The organism is Brevibacillus fluminis, from assembly GCF_052072235.1.
In the GTDB taxonomy this organism is placed as follows: domain Bacteria; phylum Bacillota; class Bacilli; order Brevibacillales; family Brevibacillaceae; genus Brevibacillus_D; species Brevibacillus_D fluminis_A.
In genome coordinates, this window is record NZ_CM125436.1 from 1026324 (window position 1) to 1050862 (window position 24539).

A 24539-nucleotide genomic window follows, 5' to 3' on the forward strand; every position below is an offset into this window, starting at 1 on the left:
AAGTTTATATAGTCATCCGTGTCTATCATGCCCATTTTCGCCTGCGCAATAGACGCGGTTGAATCATTCAATCTGACAATCTCAATTCTAGCAGCACCCAAGTTGGCACGCTTCTTATCAATTGCTATGTTGTTTGACCCGATTGAGGAAATTGTCCATCAATACGGGCAGGGAAATGAGAATCGGCGGATCATCCAATCGCGGCGGGTGCAAGGTGACGTGCTGATAAGGCACAGGCTTGCCCGATTCGACGACGATCGGTTCCCGCGAACGTGTCCGCAGCGTCGTGTGCGGCAGCAGGAAATCGATCGTCTGCATCCCCCACGACACCGAGGTAGCCATCAGATAGTAAATGCCTGGCTTGACGCCCGTAAAGCTGAAATGGCCGAGCGACGAGAGCAGGGTGCCATGAAGCGGCATGCCTTCCGGTATCGGTTTGGCAAACAAGCCGATCAGGATGATCCCCTGGAATGGATGCTCGGTTTGGACGGTCCCTTCCACAGTAGCAAACGGGTCGTGACGGAGCAGAGGTTGGGACATGCGCCAGTCGGTCAGCGTTTTTAGTGTACGGAAGTGCTGGTCTGCCTGCTCCGCCGAATTGCGGAAGTCAGTCGGCGTCATCCCGACGCGCTCGGTAAAGCGGGTCGAGAAGGTCCCCATGCTTTGCTGGCCGATTTCGAGGCCGATATCGCGGACGCTCAGGCTGGTGTTCAGCAGCAAATCTTTCGCTTTTTGCAAACGAAGCGATGATACATAGTAGAGTGGTGAAAGACCGATGCGTTCCTTGAAAATTCGGGTAAAATGATAGGGGCTGTAGGCCACGTAATTCGCCAATCGGGCCAGAGGCAGCGGTTCGTACAGGTTTTCATGAATATAGGCGACCACCGCATCGATTTCAGCGTACCGGTCCATCACAACTCGCACACCTTCTTTCGACTAACGATTGATTCGGGCAAAAAATAGCGGCCAGCGCACAATACTATTTTGCAGCCACATTCTGAATAGTTTATACAACTCTTCCAAAAATTCCTGCACGTCCGCATGATGAGAGAATGAGAACCTTTGTTCGTATATCATCATAGCACATAATGGAAAGGAATGGAATGGTTCAAGGCAAAAAATTTTTTCCGGAAAGCTGGACAACGCTGCTGACATGGCTTGGGACAACGCTTCACGCCGATCATGCCCTCTAGTGATTTTGTCCATTTTCCTGTACGATTAAAAAAAGTAGATATGTTCTGAAAAAAATACGAGGGAGCGTTCAGCCATGCGAATCCGCAAAGGGTCCTGGGTTCATCGGTTGCTGCGGAGGGCAGTGAACAATGAAGCGAAAGTTACCAAGGAAATGCATATCGTCAAGACAGCGATGGATCAGGCTTATGAAGGAGTCATCATTGTGGATGCGCAAGGGTACATCACTTCTGCCAACCAGTCGTATGCCACCTTCATCGGCACCACGCTCGACCAGATGATCGGGCGGCACGTCACCGAGGTTGTGGAAAACACGCGGATGCACATCGTCGCCAAGACGGAAAAGGCGGAGATCGCCCAACTGCAAAAAATCAACGGACACCAAATGATTGCCAGCCGCATTCCGATTTTCTCCGATGGAGAGCTGGTTGCAGTCGTGGGAAAAATCATGTTTCAGGACGTCAGCAAGCTGTTTGAGCTGAATGCCAAATACGAGAAGCTGAAAAAGGAGCTGGAGCTTTACAAGCAGGAATTGAACAAGCGGCTTGGCGCCAAATATTCATTTGACAGCATCATCGGGACGAGCAAAGTCATTGAGGATGTGAAGGCGCTCGCCAAAAAAGTGGCCAAGAGCGATTCAACCATTTTGCTGAACGGGGAGAGCGGTACGGGCAAAGAGCTGTTCGCCCATTCCATCCATCTGGAAAGCCACCGCAAAAATGGGCCGCTGATCCGGGTCAATTGTTCCGCGATTCCGGAATCGCTGTTTGAATCCGAGCTGTTCGGCTACAAGGAGGGCTCGTTTACAGGGGCAAAAAAATCCGGACAAAAGGGCAAATTTTCGCTCGCCAACAACGGCACGATCTTTCTTGATGAAATCAGCGAGCTTCCGATGTCGATGCAAGTGAAGCTGCTGCGCGTGCTCCAGGAGAAGGAGATCGAGCCGGTCGGTGCCGAAATGCCCGAGCCGATCGATGTGCGGATCGTTGCCGCATCGAACAAGAGCCTGGAGGAGCTGGTGGAGCAGGGGACATTCCGCAAAGACCTGTTTTATCGCCTCAATGTGGTGGCGCTGCACATTCCGGCGCTCCGCGAGCGGAAAGAAGACATTCCTGTTTTGGCAGAGCATCTCATCCAGCAGCTGGAGATCGAGACGGGGATTCCGGTCGGCGGGATCGAACCTGCGGCATTGGAGATGCTGCTCGCGTATGAATGGCCAGGGAATGTGCGCGAATTGCGTAATGTGCTGGAGCGCGCGATGTATGTGAAATCGGGCGACATGATTACGGAGCAGGAACTGCGGGCGTATGTGACGCGCAATCCGGGAGCCAGCCCTGCCGCCTTCCATCAAAAAACGCTGCAGCACATTTTGCACGAGGCGGAGGAAGAAGCGATCCGCAAAGCGCTCAAGGAGGAAAAAGGCAACAAGCTTGCTGCCGCCCAGCGGCTCGGCATCAGCAAGTCCAGTTTGTACGCGAAGCTGGAGAAATACTACATCGGCAAGGACTGAAACGGCAGGCGTGGTTTCGGTCCTTTGTTTTTACCGTTTTCCAGAATTCTGGACGGAAATTCCGGGATTGTGGAAGAGAAGGCGATGGAAGTGCTTGCAAAAGTGTGAAGCGGCGCGGGTTTCCTGTTTCAGGTTCGGTTGGCACGATCCATGCAATTAAAGAAAGCGCTTACTTATACCAGGGGCTCATGTAAGGAATGCGTGTGCGACACACGCGGTGTCACCAAACAATTGAAGGAGGAGGAAAAGTATGATTATTGAGGTTTTAGCCATTATTGTGGCGCTCGGTCTTTTGATGTTTTTTGCGTATCGGGGTTATCCGGTCATCGTATTTGCCCCTATTTTTACGCTTCTTGCAGCCGTTTTGTCCGGCCTCGCACTCATGCCAAGTTATACGGAAATCTACATGACCAACGCTGCCAACTACGTGAAGTCGTTCTTCCCGATCTTCCTGCTGGGAGCCGTATTCGGCAAAGCGATGGAGTTGAACGGCGCAGCCGCCTCCATCGCCCATAGTATCGTCCGGGCGCTTGGCTCCAATCGGGCGATTTTGGCTGTCGTGCTCGCTTGTGCGATTTTGACCTATGGCGGGGTTTCCTTGTTTGTCGTAGCGTTTGCCGTCTATCCGTTTGCGGCTGCGATTTTCCGCGAAGCGAACATTCCGAAGCGACTGATCCCGGGTACGATCGCCTTGGGCGCTTTCACCTTTACCATGGATGCGCTTCCAGGAACGCCACAGATTCAAAACATCATCCCTACTACTTATTTCGGCACAGACGCGTATGCGGCACCAGTTGTCGGTACGATCGGCGCGATCATGGTATTGGCGGCGGGGCTGTACTGGCTGGAGCGCGCACGGCGCAAAGCGGCAGCGCTTGGCGAAGGATATGGCGAGGGACACCGCAACGAGCCGGAGAGCGCTTCGGCTGAACAGAAGTTTCCGAATATCTGGATTTCGCTGATTCCGTTGGTGCTTGTCCTGATCTGCAACTATTTGTTCAGCAGAGGCTTTTTGACCGTCGAAACCTGGTATGATCCGCAAATGCTGAAAGATACGTTTAAAATCGATAAAGTAAAAACGGTCGTGTCCTCGTGGTCGTTGATCATCGCGCTGACGATCGGGGTCATCGCTGCGCTTCTGATCAATGTGAATCAGGTCAAAAACAAGCTCGCTGCCGGCTTGACGACTGCAGCAGCAGGCGCTTTGCTCGCCATTTTCAACACCGCTTCAGAGGTTGGCTTCGGAAACGTCGTGAAAACATTGCCAGGCTTCAAGCTGATTCAAGGCTGGATTCTCGGGGCAAGCAGCCATCCGCTCGTCTCGGAAGCGTTGGCCGTCAACGTGCTTGCCGGGGTTACCGGTTCTGCTTCCGGCGGTTTGTCCATCGCCTTGGAGGTCATGGGCAAGCAATACCTGGAGCTGGCACAAGCAGCCGGGATTTCGCCCGAGCTGTTGCACCGGATCGCCTCGATGGCGTCCGGCGGGATGGATACGCTGCCGCATAACGGCGCTGTCATTACGCTGCTCGCGATCACCGGTTTGACGCACCGCCAGGCGTATAAAGACATTTTCGCCGTGACCGTCATCAAAACGCTCACCGTCTTCATTCTCGCTTTCGCCGCTTCGATCTTCGCATAACGGTGAAGGAACAACGGTAGACGTACGCTGGAAGCAACAAACGGAGGGATAGAAGTGGAGAAGATTCTATACAACAAAGTAGCCTTGGTCACAGGAGCAGCAAGCGGAATCGGCTTGGAAATCGCAAGCACCTTCGCGGAAGAAGGGGCAAAGGTGGTGCTGACCGATCTGAACCGCGACTCATTGGAGAAAGCGGCGGCAGCGCTGCAAAATGCGGGACATGACGTGCTCGGCGTCCCATGCGACGTGACCAACGAGGCTCAGTTCAAGGCAAGCATCGACATGGCGGCACAGTCGTTCGGCAGGCTGGATATTTTGATCAACAACGCCGGTTTGCAGCATGTGTCGCCGATCGAGGAGTTCCCGACGGAAAAATTCGAGCAGATGATCAAAATCATGCTGACCGCGCCGTTCATCGGCATCAAGCATGCCTTTCCGCTGATGAAACAGCAAGGCTTTGGCCGCGTCCTCAACATGGCTTCGATCAACGGGCTGATCGGCTTCGCCGGCAAAGCCGCGTACAACAGCGCGAAGCATGGCGTCATCGGCCTGACAAAGGTTGCGGCGCTCGAGGGGGCTGCAGACGGGATCACCGTCAATGCGATCTGCCCGGGGTATGTGGATACACCGCTCGTGCGCAATCAGCTGGCCGATTTGGCGAAAACGCGCAATGTCCCGCTGGAAAAAGTGCTCGAAGAGGTCATTTATCCGCTCGTGCCGCAAAAGCGGCTGCTCGCTGTGCAGGAGATCGCCAATTATGCCGTATTTTTGGCGAGCGACAAGGCGCAGGGCGTGACCGGCCAGGCGATCGTGATCGATGGCGGCTATACGGCGCAGTAACCGTAAGCGCTTGTGCATAATAGAGATTTACTGTTTGAACCATTCGCCGTCAGCCTTTGTGCTGGCGGTTTTTTTGTATAATGAAAACCCCCAGTTCGACTGGGGGTTCCAGAAAGCTTATAGCTATAAGTGGTGATCCTTTGAACTCGATGATACCATGAGAACTGGTCTGCCAACCGCTCACATGAAATCAAGGAGGACAAAGGATGGACAACAGCAGTTTAGCACACACAAAATGGAACTGCAAATACCATATTGTATTTGCTCCAAAATACCGTAGACAAGTAATTTACGGCAAACTAAAACGAGAAATAGGAAAAATCCTTCGGGAACTATGTGAACGAAAAGGAGTAGAAATTGTTGAAGCGGAGGCCTGCGTGGATCATATCCACATGCTGGTAAGCATCCCTCCCAAACTAAGTGTGTCGGAATTCATGGGCTATTTAAAGGGGAAAAGCTCACTTATGATTTTTGATAAGTTTGCAAACATGAAGTATCGATACGGAAGCCGACAATTTTGGTGCAGAGGATACTATGTGGACACGGTAGGTCGAAACAAAAAAGTGATTGAAGAATACATTCGAAACCAAATGGTGGAGGACAAGAATTATGAACAATTAACGATGAAAGAGATGATTGACCCGTTTACGGGTGAGTCGGTAAAAAAGGGCAGGTAAAGTAGCCCTTTTAAGGGCCAGCCTGTGGTAGCACGCGGTTGGCAGACTTTCAGTGCGCCTTGGAGGCGCCCGCTTGCAACATGCCCTTATAGGGCTAATGGAAGCCACCGGCTAAGCCGGTGGTTATGACTTTGCGAAATCATCTGCCATGCAAGAATTTTAAAGACGAAAAGCCAAGATCCTCGCCCTTTACTTTCAGAAAATTATGTATAATGAGGTCGTTGCAAGCGCGCATCGCATTCGCCCAGGGAAAAGGAGCGTGTACGAATGAAAGAGATTTTGCATGTAGGCGTGGTCCAAATGGCGGTATCAAAAGATACTGCGACCAACATCGAACGGTTCGAGCATTACGTCGATGCCTTGATGAAAAGCTTCCACAAGCCGGAGCTGGTGATCGGGGTGGAGGGGGGCATCGGCTACAACGTCATGGAACCGATCCCCGGCCCGACGACCGAACGCCTCTGTACCATCGCCAAAAAGCATGGCATTTACCTGGTGCCGGGGAGCATGTCCGAAACGGATGAGAAGCTGGGGCCAGGCGAGTGGTACAACTCGATTCCGGTTATCAATCCGCAGGGGGAGATCATCGCCGTGTACCGCAAAATTTGCCCGTGGTACCCGGAGGAAACCTCGACGCCCGGCCACGAATACGTAGTGTTCGAGATCCCGGAAAAAAATACGGTCATCGGCGTGTCCAACTGCTACGATTTGAGTTTTCCGGAAATCTCGCGCAATCTGGCGCTCATGGGAGCTGAAGTGATCATCAGGCCGGCGATGGACCCGGAGCCGCTGTATCGCATGTACCGCCATGTCATTGCGGCACGCGCGGTGGAAAACCAGGCGTACTACCTGTCCGTCAATGCGTGCGGCATCTACGGCAGCTCCACGAACTACGGACATTCCGCCATTGTCGATCCCGAGGCCCATTTCCTGTGGGAAGCCGGGAAGGAAGACAGCTTTGTCACCGTTCCGCTCGATCTCGGCCTTGTCCGCCGCAGCCGCGAGCACGGGACGATGTACAAAGACCACTTGCTGAAGCATCTGCGCCTGTTCAAGCCTGCGATGCCATACGCATCGAATCTGGATGCGGCCCCGCTGTTCCGCAAGTGGGAGGATTAATCTTCATTATTCTCTCATTTCAAAAAAAAGATCATATTTTAAAGATAAGTTGATAGAATTCCAACGCTAATTTGTTTGAATATTATTTATAATTTGGACATCAAGAGCTTCATTGCCAACGGGGGGTATGACAAATGAAAAAGAAAAGGCTTACAAAGGCGCTGCTGTCAATCGGCGTTTCGCTGTCCGTCCTGGCCGCAGGCTGTTCGGGCTCGCCTGCCACACAAAGCGGTGGAGAGAGCGCAAAAGGTTCGGAGTCCAATGCAGGGGGCGAGGCAAAAGCGCAGGCGGGCGGCACCGTCACGTTTGCACTGGAGCATGAGGTCGTTTCGCTCGACCCGGCGTTTTCCTATGACTTTTCCACTGGGCCAGTCGTGAACCAGATCACAGAGCCGCTGATGCGCTTTGAAAAAGGCAAGAGCGTGGTGCCGAATCTAGCTGAGAAAGTCGAAAATCCCGATCCGAAAACGTATGTGTACACGATCCGCCAAGGGGTGACGTTCTCGGACGGCACGCCGATGACGGCGGATGACGTGATTTTCTCGCTGGAGCGGACGCGCGATCCGAAAACGGCTTCTTATGTAGGCTGGATGTTCTCGAATGTGGACAAGATCGAAAAAGCTGGCGACTGGACGGTCAAAGTGACCTTGAAAGAACCGGATGCCAACTGGCAGTACGCAATGGCGACCTCTGCGGGGCACGTGATCAGCAAAGCGTATTATGAAGCGCATAAAGCCAATTTCGGCAAGCCGGACGGCGGCACGATGGGAACGGGTCCGTTCAAGTTCGTCAGTTGGCAGACAGGCTCCGAATTGGTGCTGGAAAAGAATCCGAATTACTGGAACAAAGAAGGCGGCCCTTATTTGGACAAAATCGTCTACAAAGTCATTCCGGAGGGCATGACCCGGATCACCGGCCTGAAAACGGGCCAGATCAACATGGCGTTGAACCTGCCGCTCGATCTGCAGGAAGTGGTCGCGAAGATGGACAATGTGAAAGTCAGCCGTTCCGACAGCTTCCTGAGCGATTTCATCGCGTTCAATACACAGCGCAAGCCGTTTAACGATGTGAAGGTGCGCCAGGCGATCAGCCATGCGCTGGACCGGCAAAAAATCGTCACCGAGCTGATCAAGGATGCGGGCATCGCGGGGAAAACCGTGCCGATCCCGCCGGCGCTGTGGACGTTTGAGAAAGACAAGTGGGAAAAAGCGTACAGCGAAATCCCGGACTACACCTTCGATACCGACAAGGCGAAGCAACTCCTGTCCGAATCGAGCGTTCCGACAGGCTTCAGCGGCAAAATCTTGACGGACAGCGACAGCTTGCGGATGAACATCGCCCTGGCGCTGCAAGCCGCCGTAAAACCGCTCGGCATCAATCTGGAGATCGAAAAAGTCACCGGTGAAGAGCTGAATACGCGGGCATGGGGCGGCGCGCGCGACTACGACATCGTCGTGCAAAACTGGAGTTCCGACTTCCCGGACCCGGCAGGAAACATGGTGCCGCTGTTCCTTTCGGCCAACGCGGCTGACGGAGGCTCCAATTTCGCCAACTACAAAAATCCGGAAGTTGACAAGCTGCTTGAAGAGCAGAACCGCCTGACCGATCCGGCGAAGCGGACCGAGTTGATGATCCAGGCCGAAAAGCTGATCGCCAACGATGCGCCATGGATCGTGGTCAGCCATCAGAAAAACTTTCTGGCAATGAGCAAAAATGTCGAAGGGTACGACATCGACCCGCTGTACTTCTGGGAAGGCTTCATGAAGGATGTCAAGCTGACGCAGCAATAGACAAGGCACGAGGGCAGGGGACGTCCCTGCCCTTTCCAGTAAGCATGAAGGCATCGCCTGTCGCGGCGAAGCCTGTAGCAGCACAATACGACGATAAAGGTGGTGTGCACTGACGTGTTCAACTATGTGGTAAGGCGATTGCTCCTGCTTATCCCGATCATGTTTTTTGTGTCGGTGCTGATATTCGGCATCTCCCGGTTGGCGCCGGGCGATCCGGTACTGATCATGGTGGGCGGTCACCAGACGACGCCGGAGGTGCTGGAAAACATCCGGGTCAAGTACCATTTGAACGAGCCGGTCTGGACGCAGTACGGCTATTGGCTCAAAGACGCGCTGGGCGGGAATTTGGGCGAGAGCTTCAAAATGAAGCAATCCGTGACAGGGATGATCAAGGAACGACTGCCGCTGACGCTCCAGCTGGTCGTGATGAGCACCATCATGACGCTGATTTTGGCCATTCCGCTCGGGATCATGTCGGCCATCAAAAAGCAGACATGGGTCGATTACACGGCATCTCTCTTTGCGCTTGCCGGCGTATCATCGCCCGTCTTTTTCACCGGCGTGCTGATGGTTCTGCTCTTTTCCTTCAAGCTCAACTGGCTCCCGGCATTCGGGGCGGGAACCGGATTCGTGGATAATCTGGTGCACCTGCTGCTGCCATCGTTCGCGCTTGCAGTCAACATGATCGCGCTCAGCTCGCGGATTACCCGCACCGGGATGATCGACGTGCTGAACACCAACTATATGCAAACCGCGATCGCCAAAGGGTTGCCGCGCCACATCATCATTTTGAAGCACGGCCTGCGCAACGCCCTGATTCCGCTTTTGACGGTGACCGGCTTGCAGGTGGGCTTTTTGATGGTCGGGACCGTGCTGGTGGAGTACACGTTCGGGCTTGGCGGACTGGGCAGCCTGATCATCAATGGCGTGCAGACCAGCGATTATCCGGTTGTGCAAGGAACGACCCTGTTCATGGTCATCGTTTTCCTGGTGCTGAACCTGCTCGTGGATGTCCTGTATGCCGTGATCGACCCGCGGATTCGCTACCAATAGATAAGAGAGGAGAAAGAGGATGAGCGCTCCTACACAAACCGCGACGGGCAGTATCGCCCCCGCAGTGAGAAAGAAAAAAAGTCTCTTGGCCTCACCGTTTTTCCGCAACAAGATGGCGGTGGCATCGGGAATCATGATTCTCATCATCATTTTCATCGCCTTGTTCGCGCCGTTTCTCGCGCCGTACGATCCGGATGCGCAAGATTTGGCCAAATCGATGCAGCCGGCCTCGGGCGATCATTGGTTCGGGACAGACAAACAGGGGCGCGATTTGTTCAGCCGTGTCCTGTACGGGGCACAGACCACCTTGCTGGGCGGCGTTTTCGTGGTGCTGATCTCCGTGCTGATCGGCGTGCCGCTCGGGCTGATTTCCGGTTATTTCGGCGGGCGGATCGACAGTACGATCAACCGCATTTGGGATGTCCTGCTGGCATTTCCGTCGCTGCTGCTCGCCTTCATCATCGTGGCGACGTTCGGGCGCGGCTTTGAAAATGCGATCATCTCGCTCGGGATCGTCTATGTGCCGATGATCTCGCGGATCGTCCGCTCGGTCACGCTGGTGGAAAAATCGCAATCATATGTCGAGGCTGCACGGACATTGGGGCTCTCCCATACGCGCATCATTTTCCGCCATATTTTGCCGAACTGCTACTCGGCGATTTTGGTCAACTCGACGATGGATTTGGCCTATGCGATTCTCGATCTGGCCGCGCTCAGCTTCCTCGGTCTCGGCGTGCAGCCGCCGACAGCTGACTGGGGCTACATGCTCTCCGAGGGGCGCGAGTACATGCTGATTTCGGCGAACGCAGCGCTTGCTTCCGGCTTCGCCATCATGATCACGGTCATTTCGTTCAACGTGTTCGGCGACTGTCTGCAAGATTATCTCGATCCGAAGCAGCGGAAGAAATAGCCGTTTCCCTGATTTTCCTTCTATAATGGAGCAAAGTGCTTAACCTTGTGGAGGAATCATGCTGCTATCGTTAAATTTGTTTACGTTTTTCATTGTGCTCGGGATCGTCGGCGGGGTGATCGGACTGACGGCGGTCGTCGTTATTTTGATCACGGAAAAAGAGATTGATTATTTGGAAGTGGAAAAAAAGCGTGCCGAATTGGAAGTGCTGCTGAACGAGTCGAAGTTTTTGCATCTGTCGTCCCAGATCAGGCCGCATTTTTTATTCAATACATTGAACGTGATTTCGACGCTCATTCGCCTGGATATGAAGAAAGAAGCGGAGCAGGCAACCTTTGCGATCGCGTCGCTGCTGCGCTATCACCTGAAGGAGGGCGAGCCGCTGGTCACGCTGCAAGAGGAGCTGGAGTACGTCAAGCATTACTTGACGATCCAGAAGCTGCGGTTCGGCAAGCGGCTGCAGTGGAGTTTCCACACATCCGAGGAAGCGCTGACCATGCTGATTCCGCTTCTGACCATCCAGCCGCTGGTGGAAAACGCCTGCATTCATGGGATCGAGCCTTCCGTTGCGGGGGGCGAGATCAAGGTGTGGGTCGGCTACTCGCAGCATACGCTTTTGATCGAGGTGACGGACAACGGGCAAGGCGTGAGCGAGCAGGTGATTGACCGTTTCGAGGCGTGGAAGGAAACGCGGCAGGAATCGGAAGAAATGCAGCGCATCGGCATCCGCAATGTGCATTCCCGCCTGATTCATCAATTCGGCCATGCCAGCGGCCTGACGATCAGGCGATTGCAAAGCGGAACGCTCAGCCAAATCAAAATCTGCTACAGGGAGGTGGAGGCATGAAAGTGTTGCTTGTAGACGACGAACCGTTGGAGCTGTTGAATTTGCAAAGCATCTTGCTTGGGCACGACAAAACGATGCAAATTCGATTCGCGGAAAACGGCATGGAAGCGCTGGACTTGCTCGCGCAGGAAATGGCGGACATCGTCTGTCTGGATATTTCCATGCCTGGCCTAAACGGCATCGAAACCCTGGAACGGATCAGAGAGCGATGGCCCGATTTGAAAGTGGCGCTCGTCTCCGCTTACGGGGAGTTCCATTATGCCAAGGCTGCGATGGAGCTTGGCGTATCGGGTTATATTTTGAAGCCGGTCGTCCCGGAAGAACTGATTAAAATGTATCAAAAAATGGGCAAGGAACTGGAAGCGAAGCGAAACGTGAAGCCGTTGCTGCTGCAGGCGGTGATTGAAAAGTGGCTGGGTCTGGAAGCGTTGAGCGATGACGTGCTGGAGGCGACCTGGAAAGCGGACATTGCCTTTGAACCGAATCTGGTCGTGGTGGCAAAGGCGGAGGACAGTCTGGGGAATCCGCTTGATTTCTCCCAATGCGCTGCGGCCGTATCCGAGGTGATCACCGGCGGCATCATCGCCCCGCAGCCTGTGGAAGGGTATTGGGTGTATTTGGTCGAGGTGAAAAGCGACGGAGAACTCGACAAAATCCGGGAGGTCTTTTCCCGCCTGAAGCTCCAAGGGAAGCGGTCCACGCCAAAGCTCAACCTGTCCTATGGTATCGGAGAGCGGGTGGATTCGTTGACGGCGCTGCGCAAATCGTTTTATGCAGCGGTCAATGCGGCGCAAAACAAGGAAGAAGCGCTGATGCAGCAATGTCTCGACTATATCGAAAGCAACTACGCCAATGCGGTGACCCTGCATGATCTGGCGGTCGAGGTCCATTTGAGCCCATCCCATCTCAGCCGAGTCTTCAAAAAGAAGCTGGGGCTGACATTCGTCGATGTGTTGACGAAGACGCGCATCGAAAAGGCGAAGGAACTGCTGGACAATCCGATGCTGTCGGTCGAGGTCATTTCCCACCGCGTCGGGTTCAGCAGCCCCAACTATTTCGCCGTCACGTTTCGCAAACTGGAAGGCCAGTCGCCGCGCGAATACCGTCTGGCAAAAGGCGTGTAGGCGGCTATGAATCTTGACAACATCCAATGGCTCACGCTATTTTCGCTTGTTGCTTGTCTCTTGGTCATCTATGTGACCGAACGGAACCGTGCCAAATGGGAGGAGGAATCGCTCGGTCTCGGCAAAGGGGGCGTCGCTTTGCTCGGCCAGTGGATCGGGCTGTACGCCTTCCTCGCCTCCTCGCAAGTGTCGTACCAGTACGGGATCATCGGCATGGTTGGCTACAGCGCAGCGGGGATCGTCAGTTTTCTGTTCGTCTACCTGTGGATCGGCAAGGAGAAAAAGCGGCGGGTTCAGTCTCCGCAGTTGCTTACGATCCTGTATCGGCTGGAAGGCACGCTCGTCGCCTTGATGGCGGGCAAAATGATTTTGCATCTGGTCTACGAGGTCAACACGCTGCTATCCATCGGGCTCGTGACGGTCTTTTTCTGGCTGATCTTGCTGATTCGCTTCAATAAGCCGAACCGGACGTCGTTTGTCATCGTAATTTTGTCGATGGCTTCCACCGTGCTTTTGCCGACGCTGGTCTATCTGAAGGTGAGCGTCCCGACCGTCTATTCCGGGGTCAAATTTTTGGCGACGGACATGTTGCGGCTCGATAGCCCGACGAGCTGGGTGCTTACAGCGGCGCTCCTGATCCGGTTCACCTCGCACAGTCTGGTCAATCCCCACATCCGCACGATCTACCGCCAGATCAAGGAAACGCGCCGCGGGCTCAGCTTCAGCCTCGCACCGCTCATTTGGGCGTTTCTGCCGCTGTCCATCGGCACGCTGTCATTCGTCGCGAAGGCAGAAGCGGTTTGGCCGGTATTCGCCGACGAGGTGAGCATCCTGATCGTCAGCCACTTTGGCGGCCAACTGGGCATCGTGCTGTTTACGGTTACGCTGATCTTGATCCTGCTGGTGACGATGGCACGTTACCTTTCGGAAGGAACGGAAGCGGCGCAGGCGACCGATTTGCTGACGCGGGCGCTGATTATCCTGGTGTCGGCGTTCGTCGCACTTCTTTTCCCGCACCTGACGATTCTCGATACAATGCTCGTGTTTGCCCTGATCTGGGCAGCGGTCGCACCGGCTGTCCTGTGGGGCAGAGAGCTGAACGGAATCAGCGCGCTTGTGACGGCTGCGATCGGACTTGGCACGGGGATTTACTATACGATTCATGCAAGCTTGGCTCTTGGCATCATCATCGACTTTGCCGTCTCGTTTAGCATAATGGGACTGCTCAGCATCTTTATGAAACGCGAGAAAGGGGGATTTTGGCTTGAGTAAACTGCTGGAAGTGAAAAATTTGTCGACGCAGTTCAAAACGGAACGCGGCATCGCCCACGCTGTGCGCCAGGTCAATTTTTCGTTGGAGCCGGGCGAAACGATGGGCATCGTCGGCGAGAGCGGCAGCGGCAAAAGCGTGACGGCCCGCTCGATTTTGCGCATCATCGAAAACCAGGGCGGCCGCATCAGCTCGGGCGAAATTTTGCTCGAGGGCGATGACCTGATCAAAAAATCCGAGAAAGAGATGCGCGCGATTCGCGGGAACATCATTTCGATGATTTTCCAGGACCCGATGACCTCGCTCAACCCGCTGATCAAGGTGGGGGAGCAAATCGCTGAGGTGCTGCGCTACCACAAGAAATACTCCAAGCAGCAGGCAAAAGAAGAGACGATCAAAATCATGAAAGACATGTCGATTCCATCGGCGGAAAAACGGTATGACCAATATCCGCACGAGTTCAGCGGCGGGATGCTGCAGCGGCTGATGATCGCGATCTCGCTCGCCTGCAAGCCCAAGCTGCTGATCGCCGACGAGCCGACGACGGCGCTAGATGTGACGATCCAGGCGCAGATTTTGCGCCTGATGAAGCAGCTGCAGGATCAATACAACATGGCGATCCTCCTGATTACGCACGATTTGGGCGTGGTGGCGGAAGTGTGCGACAAAGTGTCGGTCATGTATGCCGGTGAAATCGTGGAGAGCACGGATGTCGCAAGCATTTTCGAAGAGCCGCTCCATCCGTACACATGGGGCCTGATCGAATCGATCCCCAAGCTTGGCGAACGAAAAGGCAGCCTCAAGCCGATCGAAGGGCAACCGCCCAATCTGGCGGAGAAAATCCAGGGCTGCGCGTTCGCGAAGCGCTGCAAGTATCGCACGGAGCTGTGCGACCGCGAAAAGCCGGCATTGACCGAGCTGCGCCCAAGCCATTATGTTTCGTGCCACCATGCCGATGAGCTTGTGAGAGAGAGGGGGAACAGCTATGCAAGCGCTGCTAAAGGTTGAACATCTGAAAAAGTATTTCCCCGCAGGCAAAACCAATTTCTTCGGCAAGCATCAGCAGCTGCTGAAAGCGGTGGATGATGTTTCGTTTACGATCAACAAAGGGGAGATTTTCGGGCTGGTCGGCGAGAGCGGCTGCGGAAAGTCGACCACAGGCCGCTGCATTTTGCGCGTGAACGATCCGACGAGCGGCAGCGTGCAGTTTGCGGGCCGCGAAGTTACGGAATTTTCGCCCAAAGAGCTGCAAGAGCTGCGCCGCGAGATGCAGATGGTGTTTCAAAATCCGTACTCCTCGCTCAATCCGCGCATGACGATCCGCCAGACGCTGGAAGAGGTGCTGGCTGTGCACGGCATCGCCACCGGGCAAAAGGCTACGGAGCGCATCGCCGAGCTGTTGGAGCTGGTCGGGCTGCCAGCGGATGCAATGGACCGCCACCCGCACGAGTTCAGCGGCGGGCAGCTGCAGCGGATCGGGATCGCACGCGCGCTGTCCGTGGAGCCGAGCTTCATTTTTGCCGATGAGCCGGTATCGGCGCTCGACGTGTCGGTTCAGGCGCAAATCCTCAATCTGATGGCAAAGCTGCGCGATGAGCTGGGGCTGACGATGCTGTTCGTGGCGCATGATCTGAGCGTGGTCGAGCATATCAGCGATCGCGTCGGCGTGATGTATTTGGGCCAAATCGTCGAGATGGGCGACGTGGAGCAGCTGTTCAACGATACGCGCCATCCGTACACGCAAGCGCTGATGGCGGCGATTCCGGTGGCGGACCCGAAGCGGAAAAAGACCGAGATTTTGCTCGAAGGGGACATCCCGAGCCCGATCGACCCGCCGGCTGGCTGCCGATTTGCCTCGCGCTGCCAAAAATGCTTCGCGCGCTGCACCGAAGAATCTCCTGTGTTGAAGGAAGTAACGCCAGGCCATTTCGTTGCCTGTCATTTATATGACCAATAGCGGAGAGGATGATTGTGATGAGCCAAGTCTTGTGCAAAGATTCCATCTATGCGTTTAGCGGCAAACATGAACCGGTGTTGCGGATCGCATCGGGCACGCGGCTGACGATCGAAACGTATGACTGCTTTACAAACCAGATCCAATCGGAAGCGACGGCGATCGACTCCATCGACTGGAACCGGATCAATCCGGCGACGGGGCCGATTTTCGTCGAAGGCGCGCTGCCGGGCGATGTTTTGAAGGTGCATATCGAGCGAATCGAGCTAGGGGACCAGGGCGTAATGGCCACGGGCCCGGGGCTTGGCGTGATGGGCCATCGCATCGAGAAGTTCGAGGTGAAGCTGATTCCGATCGAGGACGGTCATGCCCTGTTCAATCAGATCAAAATTCCGCTCAATCCGATGATCGGCGTCATCGGCGTCGCTCCGGCGGAAGGCGAGGTATCCTGCGGAACGCCGGGGGCGCACGGCGGCAATATGGACAACACGATGATCACGGCGGGCGCAACGCTTTACTTCCCTGTCGGGGTTGAAGGCGCGCTGTTCGGCCTGGGCGATTTGCACGCCGCGATGGGGGATGGCGAGGTTGGCGTGTCCGGCATCGAGATCCCCGGCAAAGTGACGGTCACACTGGAAGTGATCAAAGGGCTTTCGATCGCGCATCCGTTTTTGGAAAATGCAGATTCGGTCGTCTCCATCGTGTCAGCGCCGACGCTGGACGAAGCCGTGAAGACAGCGGTGGAGCAGATGGTCGACCGGCTGTTGCCGACAACTGGTTTGCCGCTGGCTGAGCTGACCATGCTGATGAGCGCGGTCGGCCAGACCCAAATCTGCCAGGTGGTCGACCCGCTGATGACCGCGCGCTTCGTCGTACCGAAACGCATCTTGAACCAGCTGGACGCTGCGTTATTTTGATACAGGAAGAAGGGGAGGAAAGCACATGAGCACCTTGAAACAACACCTTGTCGAACTGGACGCGATCCACGGGGTTTCCGGAGACGAAGAGCGTGTCGCCCGGTACATGAACGAATACATCGTCCCGGTGGTGGACGAACATTATGCCGATCCGCTCGGCAACCAGATTTATGTGAAAAAAGGCAGCAATCCCGACCTCAAGATCATGCTGTCCGCGCATATGGACGAGATCGGCTTCATCGTCCGCCATATCGATGAGCGCGGGTTCGTGTACTTCTTTCCGGTCGGCTATCATGACAGCCGGATGGTGATGAACCAGGTGCTGGTGATCCAGACGGAAACCGGCCTGGTGCAAGGGATCACAGGCGGCAAGCCCGCACATATCGTGACGGCGGAGGAAGCGAAGCAGGCGATTCCGCTCGAAGAGCTGCACCTCGACCTCGGGACTAAGAGTCGCGAAGAGACGCTGGCGCTGGGCGTACAGGTCGGCGACTACATCACATTTGACCGGGTGGGACAGTTCCTCAACGGGACGAAGGTTTATTCCGGCAAGGCGGTCGACAACCGCTCAAGCTGTGCGGTGCTGATCGAGGTCATGAAGCGGCTGCAAGGCAAACAGCTGGTACCGACCGTCTACGGTGTCGCGTCCGTCCAGGAGGAAGTCGGGCTGCGCGGCGCCTCGACCGCTGCGTTTGACATCCAGCCGGATGTGGGATTGGCGATCGACGTGATTTTTGCCGGGGGCACGCCAGGCATGGATGAAAAAGTCGCGCCGATCGTACTTGGCGGCGGCCCTGCGATCAAGATGTACGACTGGACGCCAAGCAACGGACATGGCAACAACGTTCCGAAAAAACTGACCCGCCGCCTGATCCAGGTGGCAGAAAAGAACAGCATCCCGTATCAGCGCGAAGTCGTCCTAAACGGCGGTACCGATGCGTGGTCGATTTCGCTCGCAGGCCGCGGCGCGGTTTCCGGCTGCATTTCGCTGCCGTCCCGCTACATCCACTCCGCCACCGGCGTGGTGCATCTGGACGACCTGGAAAATGCTGTGAACCTGATCGTGGCGTTTGTCGAGGATTTGGCCGAGCGGCTGTAAACGATAAGGGGAACAAAGCGAGGAGATGGACGGAACGATTGGTTTCCGCTCATCTCCTTTTTCTTTTGATCAATGGCCTCCGTGAACAGGAAAAAATCAAAAATTCGCCAAAATTTTTTCATTTTTCGACAAAAATGCGAAAAACATCTTTCGAGCAGGCAGCGGAACGTGATAGACTCGTGGAAGCACACGATTAAATATGCGCAGCGGCTTATGTGCCGATCAACACAAACTTGCACGATATGGGCATGAATCGGAAGGTCCTTCTCCTTTGATTCGGAATCCATGTGTCACGTACGGAAAAAGTAATCGAAGAGAGGAAGATCATCATTAGCATGCCCCACCAACAAGCGAACTGGCGCAAAAAAGTCGCTCCTTACGAAAAATCAAACCTGAGGCACAGTATCTGGCAGCTGTTCAATACGCTCGTGCCGTTTTTTTTGCTCTGGTACGGAGCTTATTTATGCTTGTCTGTCTCCTATTGGCTGACACTTGCGCTGGCGATCCCGGCCGGAGGATTTCTCGTCCGTATCTTCATCATTTTCCACGATTGCTGCCACCAGTCTTTTTTCAAAAACAGGCGGGCGAATGCGATCGTCGGCTATTTCACCGGCGTCATGACATGCTGCCCGTATGAGCAATGGAAGCATACGCATTCGGTCCACCATGCGACGAGCAGCAATTTGAACAAAAGAGGCGTCGGCGACGTCTGGACGTTGACGGTCGACGAATATGTCGCGCTGCCGCTTTGGAAGCGCATGTACTACCGAATTTACCGCAATCCGTTCGTCATGTTTGTGATCGGGCCGGTCTACATCTTTTTGATCGATTATCGCTTCAACCGCAGACGCGTTTCGCGCAAGGAGCGGTTCAATACGTACTTGACCAACCTCGGGATCGTCGCAGCGGCGGGCGGGATCAGCATGCTGATTGGCTGGCAGCAGTTTTTGCTGGTGCAGGGGCCGATCTTCCTGATTTCCGGTGCGGCAGGCATTTGGCTGTTTTACGTTCAGCATCAGTTTGAAGGGACGTACTTTGAAAACGAAGAAAAGTGGGACTATGTCAAAGCGGCGCTACAAGGAAGCTCGTATTACAAGCTGCCCAAGGTGCTGCACTGGATTACCGGCAACATCGGCTTTCACCATATCCACCACTTGAGCCCGCGTGTACCGAACTACTATTTGCCGTCCGTTCATGCACAAAGCGAGCTGTTTCAGGACGTTCCCAGCGTGACGATCCTCTCCAGCTTGAAGGCATTGCGCTACCGTCTGTGGAGCGAGAAACGGAAGGAGTTTGTCGGATTCGGGGAGATTGAGCAGGATGCCAGGGGGAACGAACAGCCGGTGAAGAAACGGAAAACAAGCTAGCAACAACAAGGAGCAGCTGCCTGGGGCAAGCTGCTCCTTTTCCAATCAAATAACCCGTTCCAGCAATGTCCCCGGTTGTTCAGCCAGAACTTGAACCACCATTCCACGACCTCTACGGTATCGGGGGGATTGCTGCGAAAGGCTCATCGCTGTTAACACTCAGCTGGATCGGGGCTGCATCCGTCGCGATTGCGGCATGTATTGCGGCTGTCTCATTCCGATCTTCCCGTTCATCCTGCAAAAACAGTCGTTAAACGCGCAAAACCGTAAGTGCTGCTTGCCAAAGCGCTTACGGTTTTATTGTTGGAGACGTACCGTTATTGGTAATCGTGCTTGAGCATGCCGTATATCTCCAGATCGACAATGCCTTTTCCGGACCAAAGCGCGGCCTGGCGCAATGTGCCTTCCTTCAAGAAGCCATTTTTAAGCAAGACCTTCTTTGACTGTTCGTTGGGAGGCATGACTTCCGCCTGAATGCGATTGACCTTGGCTTGGTTAAACAAAAACCCGATGCATGCCTGTACCGCTTCCGTCGCAATGCCTTTTCCCCAATGCGATTCAGCCAAAAAATAACCGATTGTCACCATATCCACTTTTTGATTAAAATCAAATGCTTCCATGATCCCGACCAGCTTGCCGGGGGCTTCCTTGGTGAAAATGCCCCATTTGATCCGTGACTTTTTTTGAAAATCCCGGTCGAAATGACCGATCATCGTTTTGACCGTCTCTTTCTTATGTTTGGGGATGATCCCGCAATAGGTAAATACGTTGTCATTGCGGTACACGTCAAAAACTTCTTCAAGGTGTGTGACGTCAATCTTGTTCAGGACGAGATTTTGGCTCTCGATCACTGGGAAACCATCAAAAACAACGCGAATATCCACGAATCAAACGATCCTTTCCATAAATTGCAATTTATGTACATGGTTCGCCAGCGTTTGGAAAATTTCCTGCGTATCGCGGCCAAGCAGCGAGAGAAACCTTCTTTCGATCGCAGTCTGCCTCTTGTATGATAGTTTCAGAGAGGGGGCATTCACTATGCATACATACCAGGAAGACTTTCAAACCTATACCGCTCGCGATGGGGCGCAGCTTCCGTACCGTTTTTTTGCAGGACATTCTGACATCGTTCTGATCTTTTTGCACGGCATCACCGAACCGAGCCTGTATTTACGAGAGTTTGGCCAATGGATCGCCCGGCAAAAGCTTGCCACCGTGTATCTTCCCGATTTGCGCGGGTATGGGAATCAGCCTGTTCGACGTGGCGACATCGATTACATCGGGCAGCTGGATGATGATTTGGAGGACTTGTTCCGGCTCGTGCAAAAACGTCACCCCGGCGCGAAGATCATCGTAGGGGGACATTCTGCGGGAGGGGCAACCGCGATCAGGCAAACCATGCGCCCGATCCACCAAGAGATTTTTGCCTATTTGCTGCTTGCACCGGCATTGAACCCCCATGCACCGCTTGATCGAAAGGGCGGTTCCGGCAATGAATCCAAGGTGAGCATTCCGCGCTACCTGTCATTGATGCTGCTCAATGCGCTTGGCATTCGCCGTTTCAACCATGCTGTCGTTTACCGAAGGCTGACCCCGGCTGAAAAGCTGCACGGAACGGAATCGTGCCAACTGAGCTATCGGCTTGCCTTGTCGCGCATGGTAGGGAACGACTATGGCAGCTATTTGGCGAGGTTGACCCAGCCTACCTTTGTCATGATCGGGGCTGATGATGAGGTTTTCGACGCAAGTGCGTATCAACCGCTCTATGAAAAACATTGCAGGGCGGAAGTCCGCGTCATCGCAGGTCACAATCACGACTCGATCGTAAAAACAGAGGAGGCGTTCTCACGTGTGAGGGAGTGGCTCAGGGAGACGTGCAGAGGTTCCTGATGGCATTTCCACAGTCCTCACCCTTGTTTCGATCCTTTTTGAAGCTCTGGAGTGGTCCCAGCAGGAGGAGCCTGTACTGTCTACTCCTAGCATGTTCGTTCGATTTACCTTCTCTGTTTTCTAGCAAGATTCATTATTTTTCTGCTAACCATGTCCAGGCTTCATCTTGCTGAGCTGGGTCGAAATGCTTGACATCAGCTTTGATAAAATGCTTTTCAATATCAACGATATGCGCTAACCACTTACGATCACTGACAAACGCAATTCGATCACAATATCGATAGAATTTTTTAATAAAATCAAGTTTAGCTAAAAATACATCCATAGAAAAACCGGTATAGTCGCCTAACGTGAGAAGCACTTTTATTTTTCCATATCGATCAACTAAATTTTGAAAAGCACCTTCAATTTCTTGATAATCTTTTCTTGTTACCTTTTCACTAATCTCTACTGCTAAAACATCGTCGTTACGGCTTTCCATTAACCTTAACATGTAGACCATTCCCTTTCTTAATGAACTTCTTAATAAGATTGTAAATGAATCGTACAATTTTCACAAAAAAAGGTATGGGATGGTGGTTTTCTCTATCACTTTCCGCTCTCCCGCTTGTTCATCCATCTACGCACATCCACCTTCTCGTGAATAGCATGAACGATAGCTGCTTATCGAAAGGCGAGGGTTGATAAAAAATGAAGGTGCTGCGAACCGAAGCGGCAGATGTCAAGCTTGGGACAGAGGGGAAGCGCGATGGCGAAAACTAGCGTTGGCGGGCAAGGCAGCAGGGTAGGCGTCTCGGTCGTGACCTGCACGAATCGTCCCCAATTTTTCAGAAGGCTGCTGGAAAACTATCAGAATCAAATGTTGCCGCATAAAGAACTGATCATCATTTTAAATAACGATCGCATGAACCTCAGGCAGTACCGGGCGCTGGTGGGGCCGATGAAAAACGTGAGCGTGTACCAATTGCCCCAATCTTTCTCTCTCGGCAGATGCCTCAATTTCGGCGTCAGGCAGGCGCGCTACCCGTTCGTCGCCAAGTTTGATGACGATGATTATTATGGGCCGCACTATTTGGTCAGGCAGCTGCGTGCGCTGGTCGTAACGAAAGCGCACGTCGTCGGCAAACTGGCGCATTTCCTGTATTTGAAAGGGAGGCAGCTGCTGGTGCTCCAACTGCCCCATCAGGGGAACCGGTTCGTCAACTGGATTGCCGGAGGCACGATTATGGCACGGCGCAGCTTGTTTTTGCAGGTTCCTTTCCCGGATCGATCGCTTGGCGAGGATGTCGGTTTCCTACGGAAATGCCGAGCGAGAGGGCTGCGGATCTACGCTTCCGACCATTTCGACTATGTGTATATCAGAAGGCCGAACAAGAACAGCCATACATGGAAAGTCGCGGACCGTGAACTGATGAACCGGAAGCACATCGTCATCGGGCATACGACGAAATACAAGGCGATTGCGAGAAGACGGCTGCAACCGAGATCACGAGTCGGTCCGCTTCCGCACATGTATGTGTGGCGCGCAGCAAGAGTGAAAGCGTAGAGGAGCTGCCGAAACAGGACGGATACGAACGCAACGCTGGAGACGGCGGCTGCGCCACCAGATGGCGTGGCCGCCGTTTTTGGTTGCCTCGAATGGGAATTGGCAGTTTGTGGGATGCTATAGCGAGATTTCCATTCGATTGATGCGCTTCGGGAGGTAAGGCAAGATGGTTCATGTCCTGTTGGTCATTGTGCTGGTGGTCGTCCTGGTACCGCCGCTTGTTTTTTTCGGCTATATGTACGCGCTATCCAAGCAGCCCAAGCATTCGATCATTCGCTCGCATCCGTTCCTCGGCTGGGTGCGCTATTTGCTGGAAAAACTCGGGCCGGAGCTGCGCCAGTATTGGTTTGACAGCGATACGGAAAGCAAGCCGTTTTCGCGGGACGATTTCGTCGGGCTCGTGCTTGCAGCGAAATACCGCACCGATTTGATTTCATTTGGGGGCAAGCGGGATTTTGACGAGCCGGGCTTCTACTTGTCCAATGCCATGTTCCCGCGATTGACGAGCGAGCTTCGGGTCGATAATAACACGCTGCTCAAGGGGAAGAAGTATGAAATTACCGATGAAGGGCTGTTTACCAGACGGGAAAAATTCATCGACGACCAGGTGAAGCCGTGGCTGCTGCATGATGACGATGTGATCGTCGTTGGAGAACGGCGCGCGCATCCGTGGCGGGTGAAAGGGATGTTCGGCGCCTCCGCGACCTCCTACGGGGCCGTGGGGGAGCATTATATCCTGTCGACGGGGAATGGCGCACGGATGGCGGGCGGCTCCTGGATCAATACGGGCGAGGGCGGGGTCGCGGAAGTCCACCTGGAAACAGGGGTCGACATCATCTCCCAGATCGGACCGGGCATGTTCGGCTTCCGCGACGATTCCGGTCATTTTTCCATTGAAGAGTACAAGCGCAAAGCAAGCATGCCGACTATCAAGGCGTTCGAACTGAAATTCCATCAGGGCGCCAAAATCCGCGGCGGGCATCTCGAGGGCACCAAAGTGACGGAAAAAGTCGCGGCAGCCCGCTTGGTTCCGGTAGGCAAAACGGTGAATTCGCCGAACCGGTTCGAGTTCCTCACCAATCCGGAGGAGGCGCTTCGCTTTATCGGCACGCTGCAGGAAGCGGGGGGCAAGCCTGTCGGCGTGAAGATTGTCGTCGGCGATCCAAAGCGGCTTGAGCCGTTTTTTCAGGCGATGGTCGACTTGGACATTTGCCCCGATTTCATCACCGTGGACGGCTCTGAAGGCGGCTCGGGTGCGACGTTCAAAGCGATGGCGGACGGGATGGGGCTGCCGCTGTATCCCGCACTGCTCATTCTCGACGACACGGCGCGGAAATACGGCGTGCGCGACCGTATCAAGATTTTTGCGTCCGGCAAATTGATTACCCCAGATAAAGTGGCGATCGCCATGGCGATGGGCGCGGATTTGGTCAATTCCGCGCGCGGCTTCATGATGGCAAATGGCTGCATCATGGCGATGCAATGCCACACCGGCAAATGCCCGACCGGGATTACGACAACGGATTCCAAATACCAGGAGGCGCTGGCGCCCGAGGAGAAGCAGTGGCGCGTGATGAACTATATTTTGCAGCTGCGGGAAGGCGTGTTTTCGCTGGCGGCGGCCTGCGGCCTGGAGAGTCCGCGCGGGCTAAACCGGGAGCATGTAGTTTTCACGAATGAGAGCGGACAAAGCATCCGGGTAGTGGATCTGTTTCCTTATCCGGAAGCTACGCGGTAATCAGGCCGCACACGTGAAAAAGGCTGCCAAGGTCGGCAGCCTTTTTGCATGTTACCTG

22 protein-coding genes are annotated in these 24539 nt (G+C 54.3%); 19 read left to right on the forward strand and 3 right to left on the reverse strand.

All coding sequences use genetic code 11. From position 1 onward, the window contains the following. Positions 1-117: 117 nt before the first annotated feature. Positions 118-915 carry a helix-turn-helix domain-containing protein gene (locus ACTID9_RS05420; RefSeq protein ID WP_441070225.1) on the reverse strand — a complete coding sequence of 266 codons (798 nt, stop codon included), beginning with the start codon at positions 913-915 and terminating at the stop codon, positions 118-120. A 352-nt stretch (positions 916-1267) separates the two neighbouring features. Between ACTID9_RS05420 and ACTID9_RS05425 the strand changes: the two genes are divergently transcribed. The 16 genes from ACTID9_RS05425 (at position 1268) to ACTID9_RS05500 (ending at position 19307) form a co-directional block, all read left to right on the forward strand. Next, positions 1268-2701: a sigma-54 interaction domain-containing protein gene (locus tag ACTID9_RS05425; protein ID WP_441070226.1), complete on the forward strand. Its 1434-nt coding sequence runs from the start codon at positions 1268-1270 to the stop codon at positions 2699-2701. Positions 2702-2951: 250 nt separating this feature from the next. After that, entirely contained in the window at positions 2952-4340 is a 1389-nt protein-coding gene (locus tag ACTID9_RS05430) for a GntP family permease (protein ID WP_441070227.1), read from the forward strand. A 54-nt stretch (positions 4341-4394) separates the two neighbouring features. Then, positions 4395-5180: a 3-hydroxybutyrate dehydrogenase gene (locus tag ACTID9_RS05435; protein WP_441070228.1), complete on the forward strand. Its 786-nt coding sequence runs from the start codon at positions 4395-4397 to the stop codon at positions 5178-5180. 206 nt (positions 5181-5386) lie between these two features. Next, entirely contained in the window at positions 5387-5857 is a 471-nt protein-coding gene (gene tnpA, locus ACTID9_RS05440) for an IS200/IS605 family transposase (protein ID WP_441065058.1), read from the forward strand. Between the two features lie 267 nt (positions 5858-6124). Beyond that, on the forward strand, positions 6125-6976 hold the full coding sequence (locus ACTID9_RS05445) for a carbon-nitrogen hydrolase family protein (RefSeq protein WP_441070229.1): 852 nt from the start codon (positions 6125-6127) through the stop codon (positions 6974-6976). Between the two features lie 134 nt (positions 6977-7110). Then, on the forward strand, positions 7111-8766 hold the full coding sequence (locus ACTID9_RS05450; protein ID WP_441070230.1) for an ABC transporter substrate-binding protein: 1656 nt from the start codon (positions 7111-7113) through the stop codon (positions 8764-8766). 114 nt (positions 8767-8880) lie between these two features. Continuing rightward, positions 8881-9819, forward strand: a complete 939-nt coding sequence (locus ACTID9_RS05455) for an ABC transporter permease (protein ID WP_441070231.1) — start codon at positions 8881-8883, stop codon at positions 9817-9819. A 19-nt stretch (positions 9820-9838) separates the two neighbouring features. Then, on the forward strand, positions 9839-10729 hold the full coding sequence (locus ACTID9_RS05460; protein WP_441070232.1) for an ABC transporter permease: 891 nt from the start codon (positions 9839-9841) through the stop codon (positions 10727-10729). A 58-nt stretch (positions 10730-10787) separates the two neighbouring features. After that, positions 10788-11576, forward strand: coding sequence for a sensor histidine kinase (locus ACTID9_RS05465; protein ID WP_441070233.1), 789 nt, complete (start codon positions 10788-10790; stop codon positions 11574-11576). Continuing rightward, complete coding sequence (locus ACTID9_RS05470; RefSeq protein ID WP_441070234.1) at positions 11573-12700, forward strand: response regulator transcription factor; 1128 nt, start codon at positions 11573-11575, stop codon at positions 12698-12700. The genes ACTID9_RS05465 and ACTID9_RS05470 overlap by 4 nt, the downstream gene beginning before the upstream one ends. Positions 12701-12706: 6 nt before the next feature. Further along, entirely contained in the window at positions 12707-13972 is a 1266-nt protein-coding gene (locus ACTID9_RS05475; protein WP_441070235.1) for a hypothetical protein, read from the forward strand. Beyond that, complete coding sequence (locus ACTID9_RS05480) at positions 13965-14978, forward strand: ABC transporter ATP-binding protein (RefSeq protein WP_354094136.1); 1014 nt, start codon at positions 13965-13967, stop codon at positions 14976-14978. Before ACTID9_RS05475 ends, ACTID9_RS05480 begins: the two co-directional genes overlap by 8 nt. Further along, entirely contained in the window at positions 14956-15927 is a 972-nt protein-coding gene (locus tag ACTID9_RS05485) for an ABC transporter ATP-binding protein (RefSeq protein ID WP_441070236.1), read from the forward strand. The genes ACTID9_RS05480 and ACTID9_RS05485 overlap by 23 nt, the downstream gene beginning before the upstream one ends. A 17-nt stretch (positions 15928-15944) precedes the next feature. Continuing rightward, positions 15945-16841, forward strand: a complete 897-nt coding sequence (locus ACTID9_RS05490) for an acetamidase/formamidase family protein (RefSeq protein WP_441070237.1) — start codon at positions 15945-15947, stop codon at positions 16839-16841. A 25-nt stretch (positions 16842-16866) separates the two neighbouring features. Beyond that, a complete protein-coding gene (locus tag ACTID9_RS05495; protein WP_441070238.1) occupies positions 16867-17940 on the forward strand; it encodes a M42 family metallopeptidase in 1074 nt (357 codons plus the stop codon). 335 nt (positions 17941-18275) lie between these two features. Beyond that, positions 18276-19307, forward strand: coding sequence for a fatty acid desaturase (locus ACTID9_RS05500; protein WP_441070239.1), 1032 nt, complete (start codon positions 18276-18278; stop codon positions 19305-19307). 317 nt (positions 19308-19624) lie between these two features. Here ACTID9_RS05500 and ACTID9_RS05505 read toward each other — a convergent pair whose 3' ends face one another. Further along, a complete protein-coding gene (locus ACTID9_RS05505; protein ID WP_441070240.1) occupies positions 19625-20191 on the reverse strand; it encodes a GNAT family N-acetyltransferase in 567 nt (188 codons plus the stop codon). A 154-nt stretch (positions 20192-20345) separates the two neighbouring features. On the opposite strand from ACTID9_RS05505, the gene ACTID9_RS05510 reads away from it, so the two are divergent. Continuing rightward, positions 20346-21197 (forward strand): alpha/beta hydrolase, encoded by an 852-nt coding sequence (locus ACTID9_RS05510; RefSeq protein WP_441070241.1) that lies wholly within the window; start codon positions 20346-20348, stop codon positions 21195-21197. 133 nt (positions 21198-21330) lie between these two features. Here the strand turns inward: ACTID9_RS05510 and ACTID9_RS05515 are convergent, their stop codons facing one another. Beyond that, complete coding sequence (locus tag ACTID9_RS05515) at positions 21331-21690, reverse strand: STAS/SEC14 domain-containing protein (RefSeq protein WP_441070242.1); 360 nt, start codon at positions 21688-21690, stop codon at positions 21331-21333. 255 nt (positions 21691-21945) lie between these two features. Here ACTID9_RS05515 and ACTID9_RS05520 point away from each other — a divergent pair, with 255 nt between their 5' ends. Continuing rightward, positions 21946-22743: a glycosyltransferase family 2 protein gene (locus ACTID9_RS05520; RefSeq protein WP_441070243.1), complete on the forward strand. Its 798-nt coding sequence runs from the start codon at positions 21946-21948 to the stop codon at positions 22741-22743. Positions 22744-22909: 166 nt separating this feature from the next. After that, positions 22910-24481, forward strand: coding sequence for a glutamate synthase-related protein (locus tag ACTID9_RS05525; protein ID WP_441070244.1), 1572 nt, complete (start codon positions 22910-22912; stop codon positions 24479-24481). Positions 24482-24539: the final 58 nt, after the last annotated feature.

What these genes read in the sequence shown, in the direction of transcription:
- ACTID9_RS05525 (WP_441070244.1), top strand. Translation starts at nt 22,910, where the DNA reads ATGGTTCATGTCCTGTTGGTCATTGTGCTGGTGGTCGTCCTGGTACCG.
- ACTID9_RS05485 (WP_441070236.1), top strand. Translation starts at nt 14,956, where the DNA reads ATGCAAGCGCTGCTAAAGGTTGAACATCTGAAAAAGTATTTCCCCGCA.
- ACTID9_RS05465 (WP_441070233.1), top strand. Translation starts at nt 10,788, where the DNA reads ATGCTGCTATCGTTAAATTTGTTTACGTTTTTCATTGTGCTCGGGATC.
- ACTID9_RS05460 (WP_441070232.1), top strand. Translation starts at nt 9,839, where the DNA reads ATGAGCGCTCCTACACAAACCGCGACGGGCAGTATCGCCCCCGCAGTG.
- ACTID9_RS05470 (WP_441070234.1), top strand. Translation starts at nt 11,573, where the DNA reads ATGAAAGTGTTGCTTGTAGACGACGAACCGTTGGAGCTGTTGAATTTG.
- ACTID9_RS05425 (WP_441070226.1), top strand. Translation starts at nt 1,268, where the DNA reads ATGCGAATCCGCAAAGGGTCCTGGGTTCATCGGTTGCTGCGGAGGGCA.
- ACTID9_RS05510 (WP_441070241.1), top strand. Translation starts at nt 20,346, where the DNA reads ATGCATACATACCAGGAAGACTTTCAAACCTATACCGCTCGCGATGGG.
- ACTID9_RS05445 (WP_441070229.1), top strand. Translation starts at nt 6,125, where the DNA reads ATGAAAGAGATTTTGCATGTAGGCGTGGTCCAAATGGCGGTATCAAAA.
- ACTID9_RS05500 (WP_441070239.1), top strand. Translation starts at nt 18,276, where the DNA reads ATGCCCCACCAACAAGCGAACTGGCGCAAAAAAGTCGCTCCTTACGAA.
- ACTID9_RS05515 (WP_441070242.1), bottom strand. Translation starts at nt 21,690, where the DNA reads ATGTTAAGGTTAATGGAAAGCCGTAACGACGATGTTTTAGCAGTAGAG.
- ACTID9_RS05475 (WP_441070235.1), top strand. Translation starts at nt 12,707, where the DNA reads ATGAATCTTGACAACATCCAATGGCTCACGCTATTTTCGCTTGTTGCT.
- tnpA (WP_441065058.1), top strand. Translation starts at nt 5,387, where the DNA reads ATGGACAACAGCAGTTTAGCACACACAAAATGGAACTGCAAATACCAT.
- ACTID9_RS05495 (WP_441070238.1), top strand. Translation starts at nt 16,867, where the DNA reads ATGAGCACCTTGAAACAACACCTTGTCGAACTGGACGCGATCCACGGG.
- ACTID9_RS05430 (WP_441070227.1), top strand. Translation starts at nt 2,952, where the DNA reads ATGATTATTGAGGTTTTAGCCATTATTGTGGCGCTCGGTCTTTTGATG.
- ACTID9_RS05490 (WP_441070237.1), top strand. Translation starts at nt 15,945, where the DNA reads ATGAGCCAAGTCTTGTGCAAAGATTCCATCTATGCGTTTAGCGGCAAA.
- ACTID9_RS05520 (WP_441070243.1), top strand. Translation starts at nt 21,946, where the DNA reads ATGGCGAAAACTAGCGTTGGCGGGCAAGGCAGCAGGGTAGGCGTCTCG.
- ACTID9_RS05450 (WP_441070230.1), top strand. Translation starts at nt 7,111, where the DNA reads ATGAAAAAGAAAAGGCTTACAAAGGCGCTGCTGTCAATCGGCGTTTCG.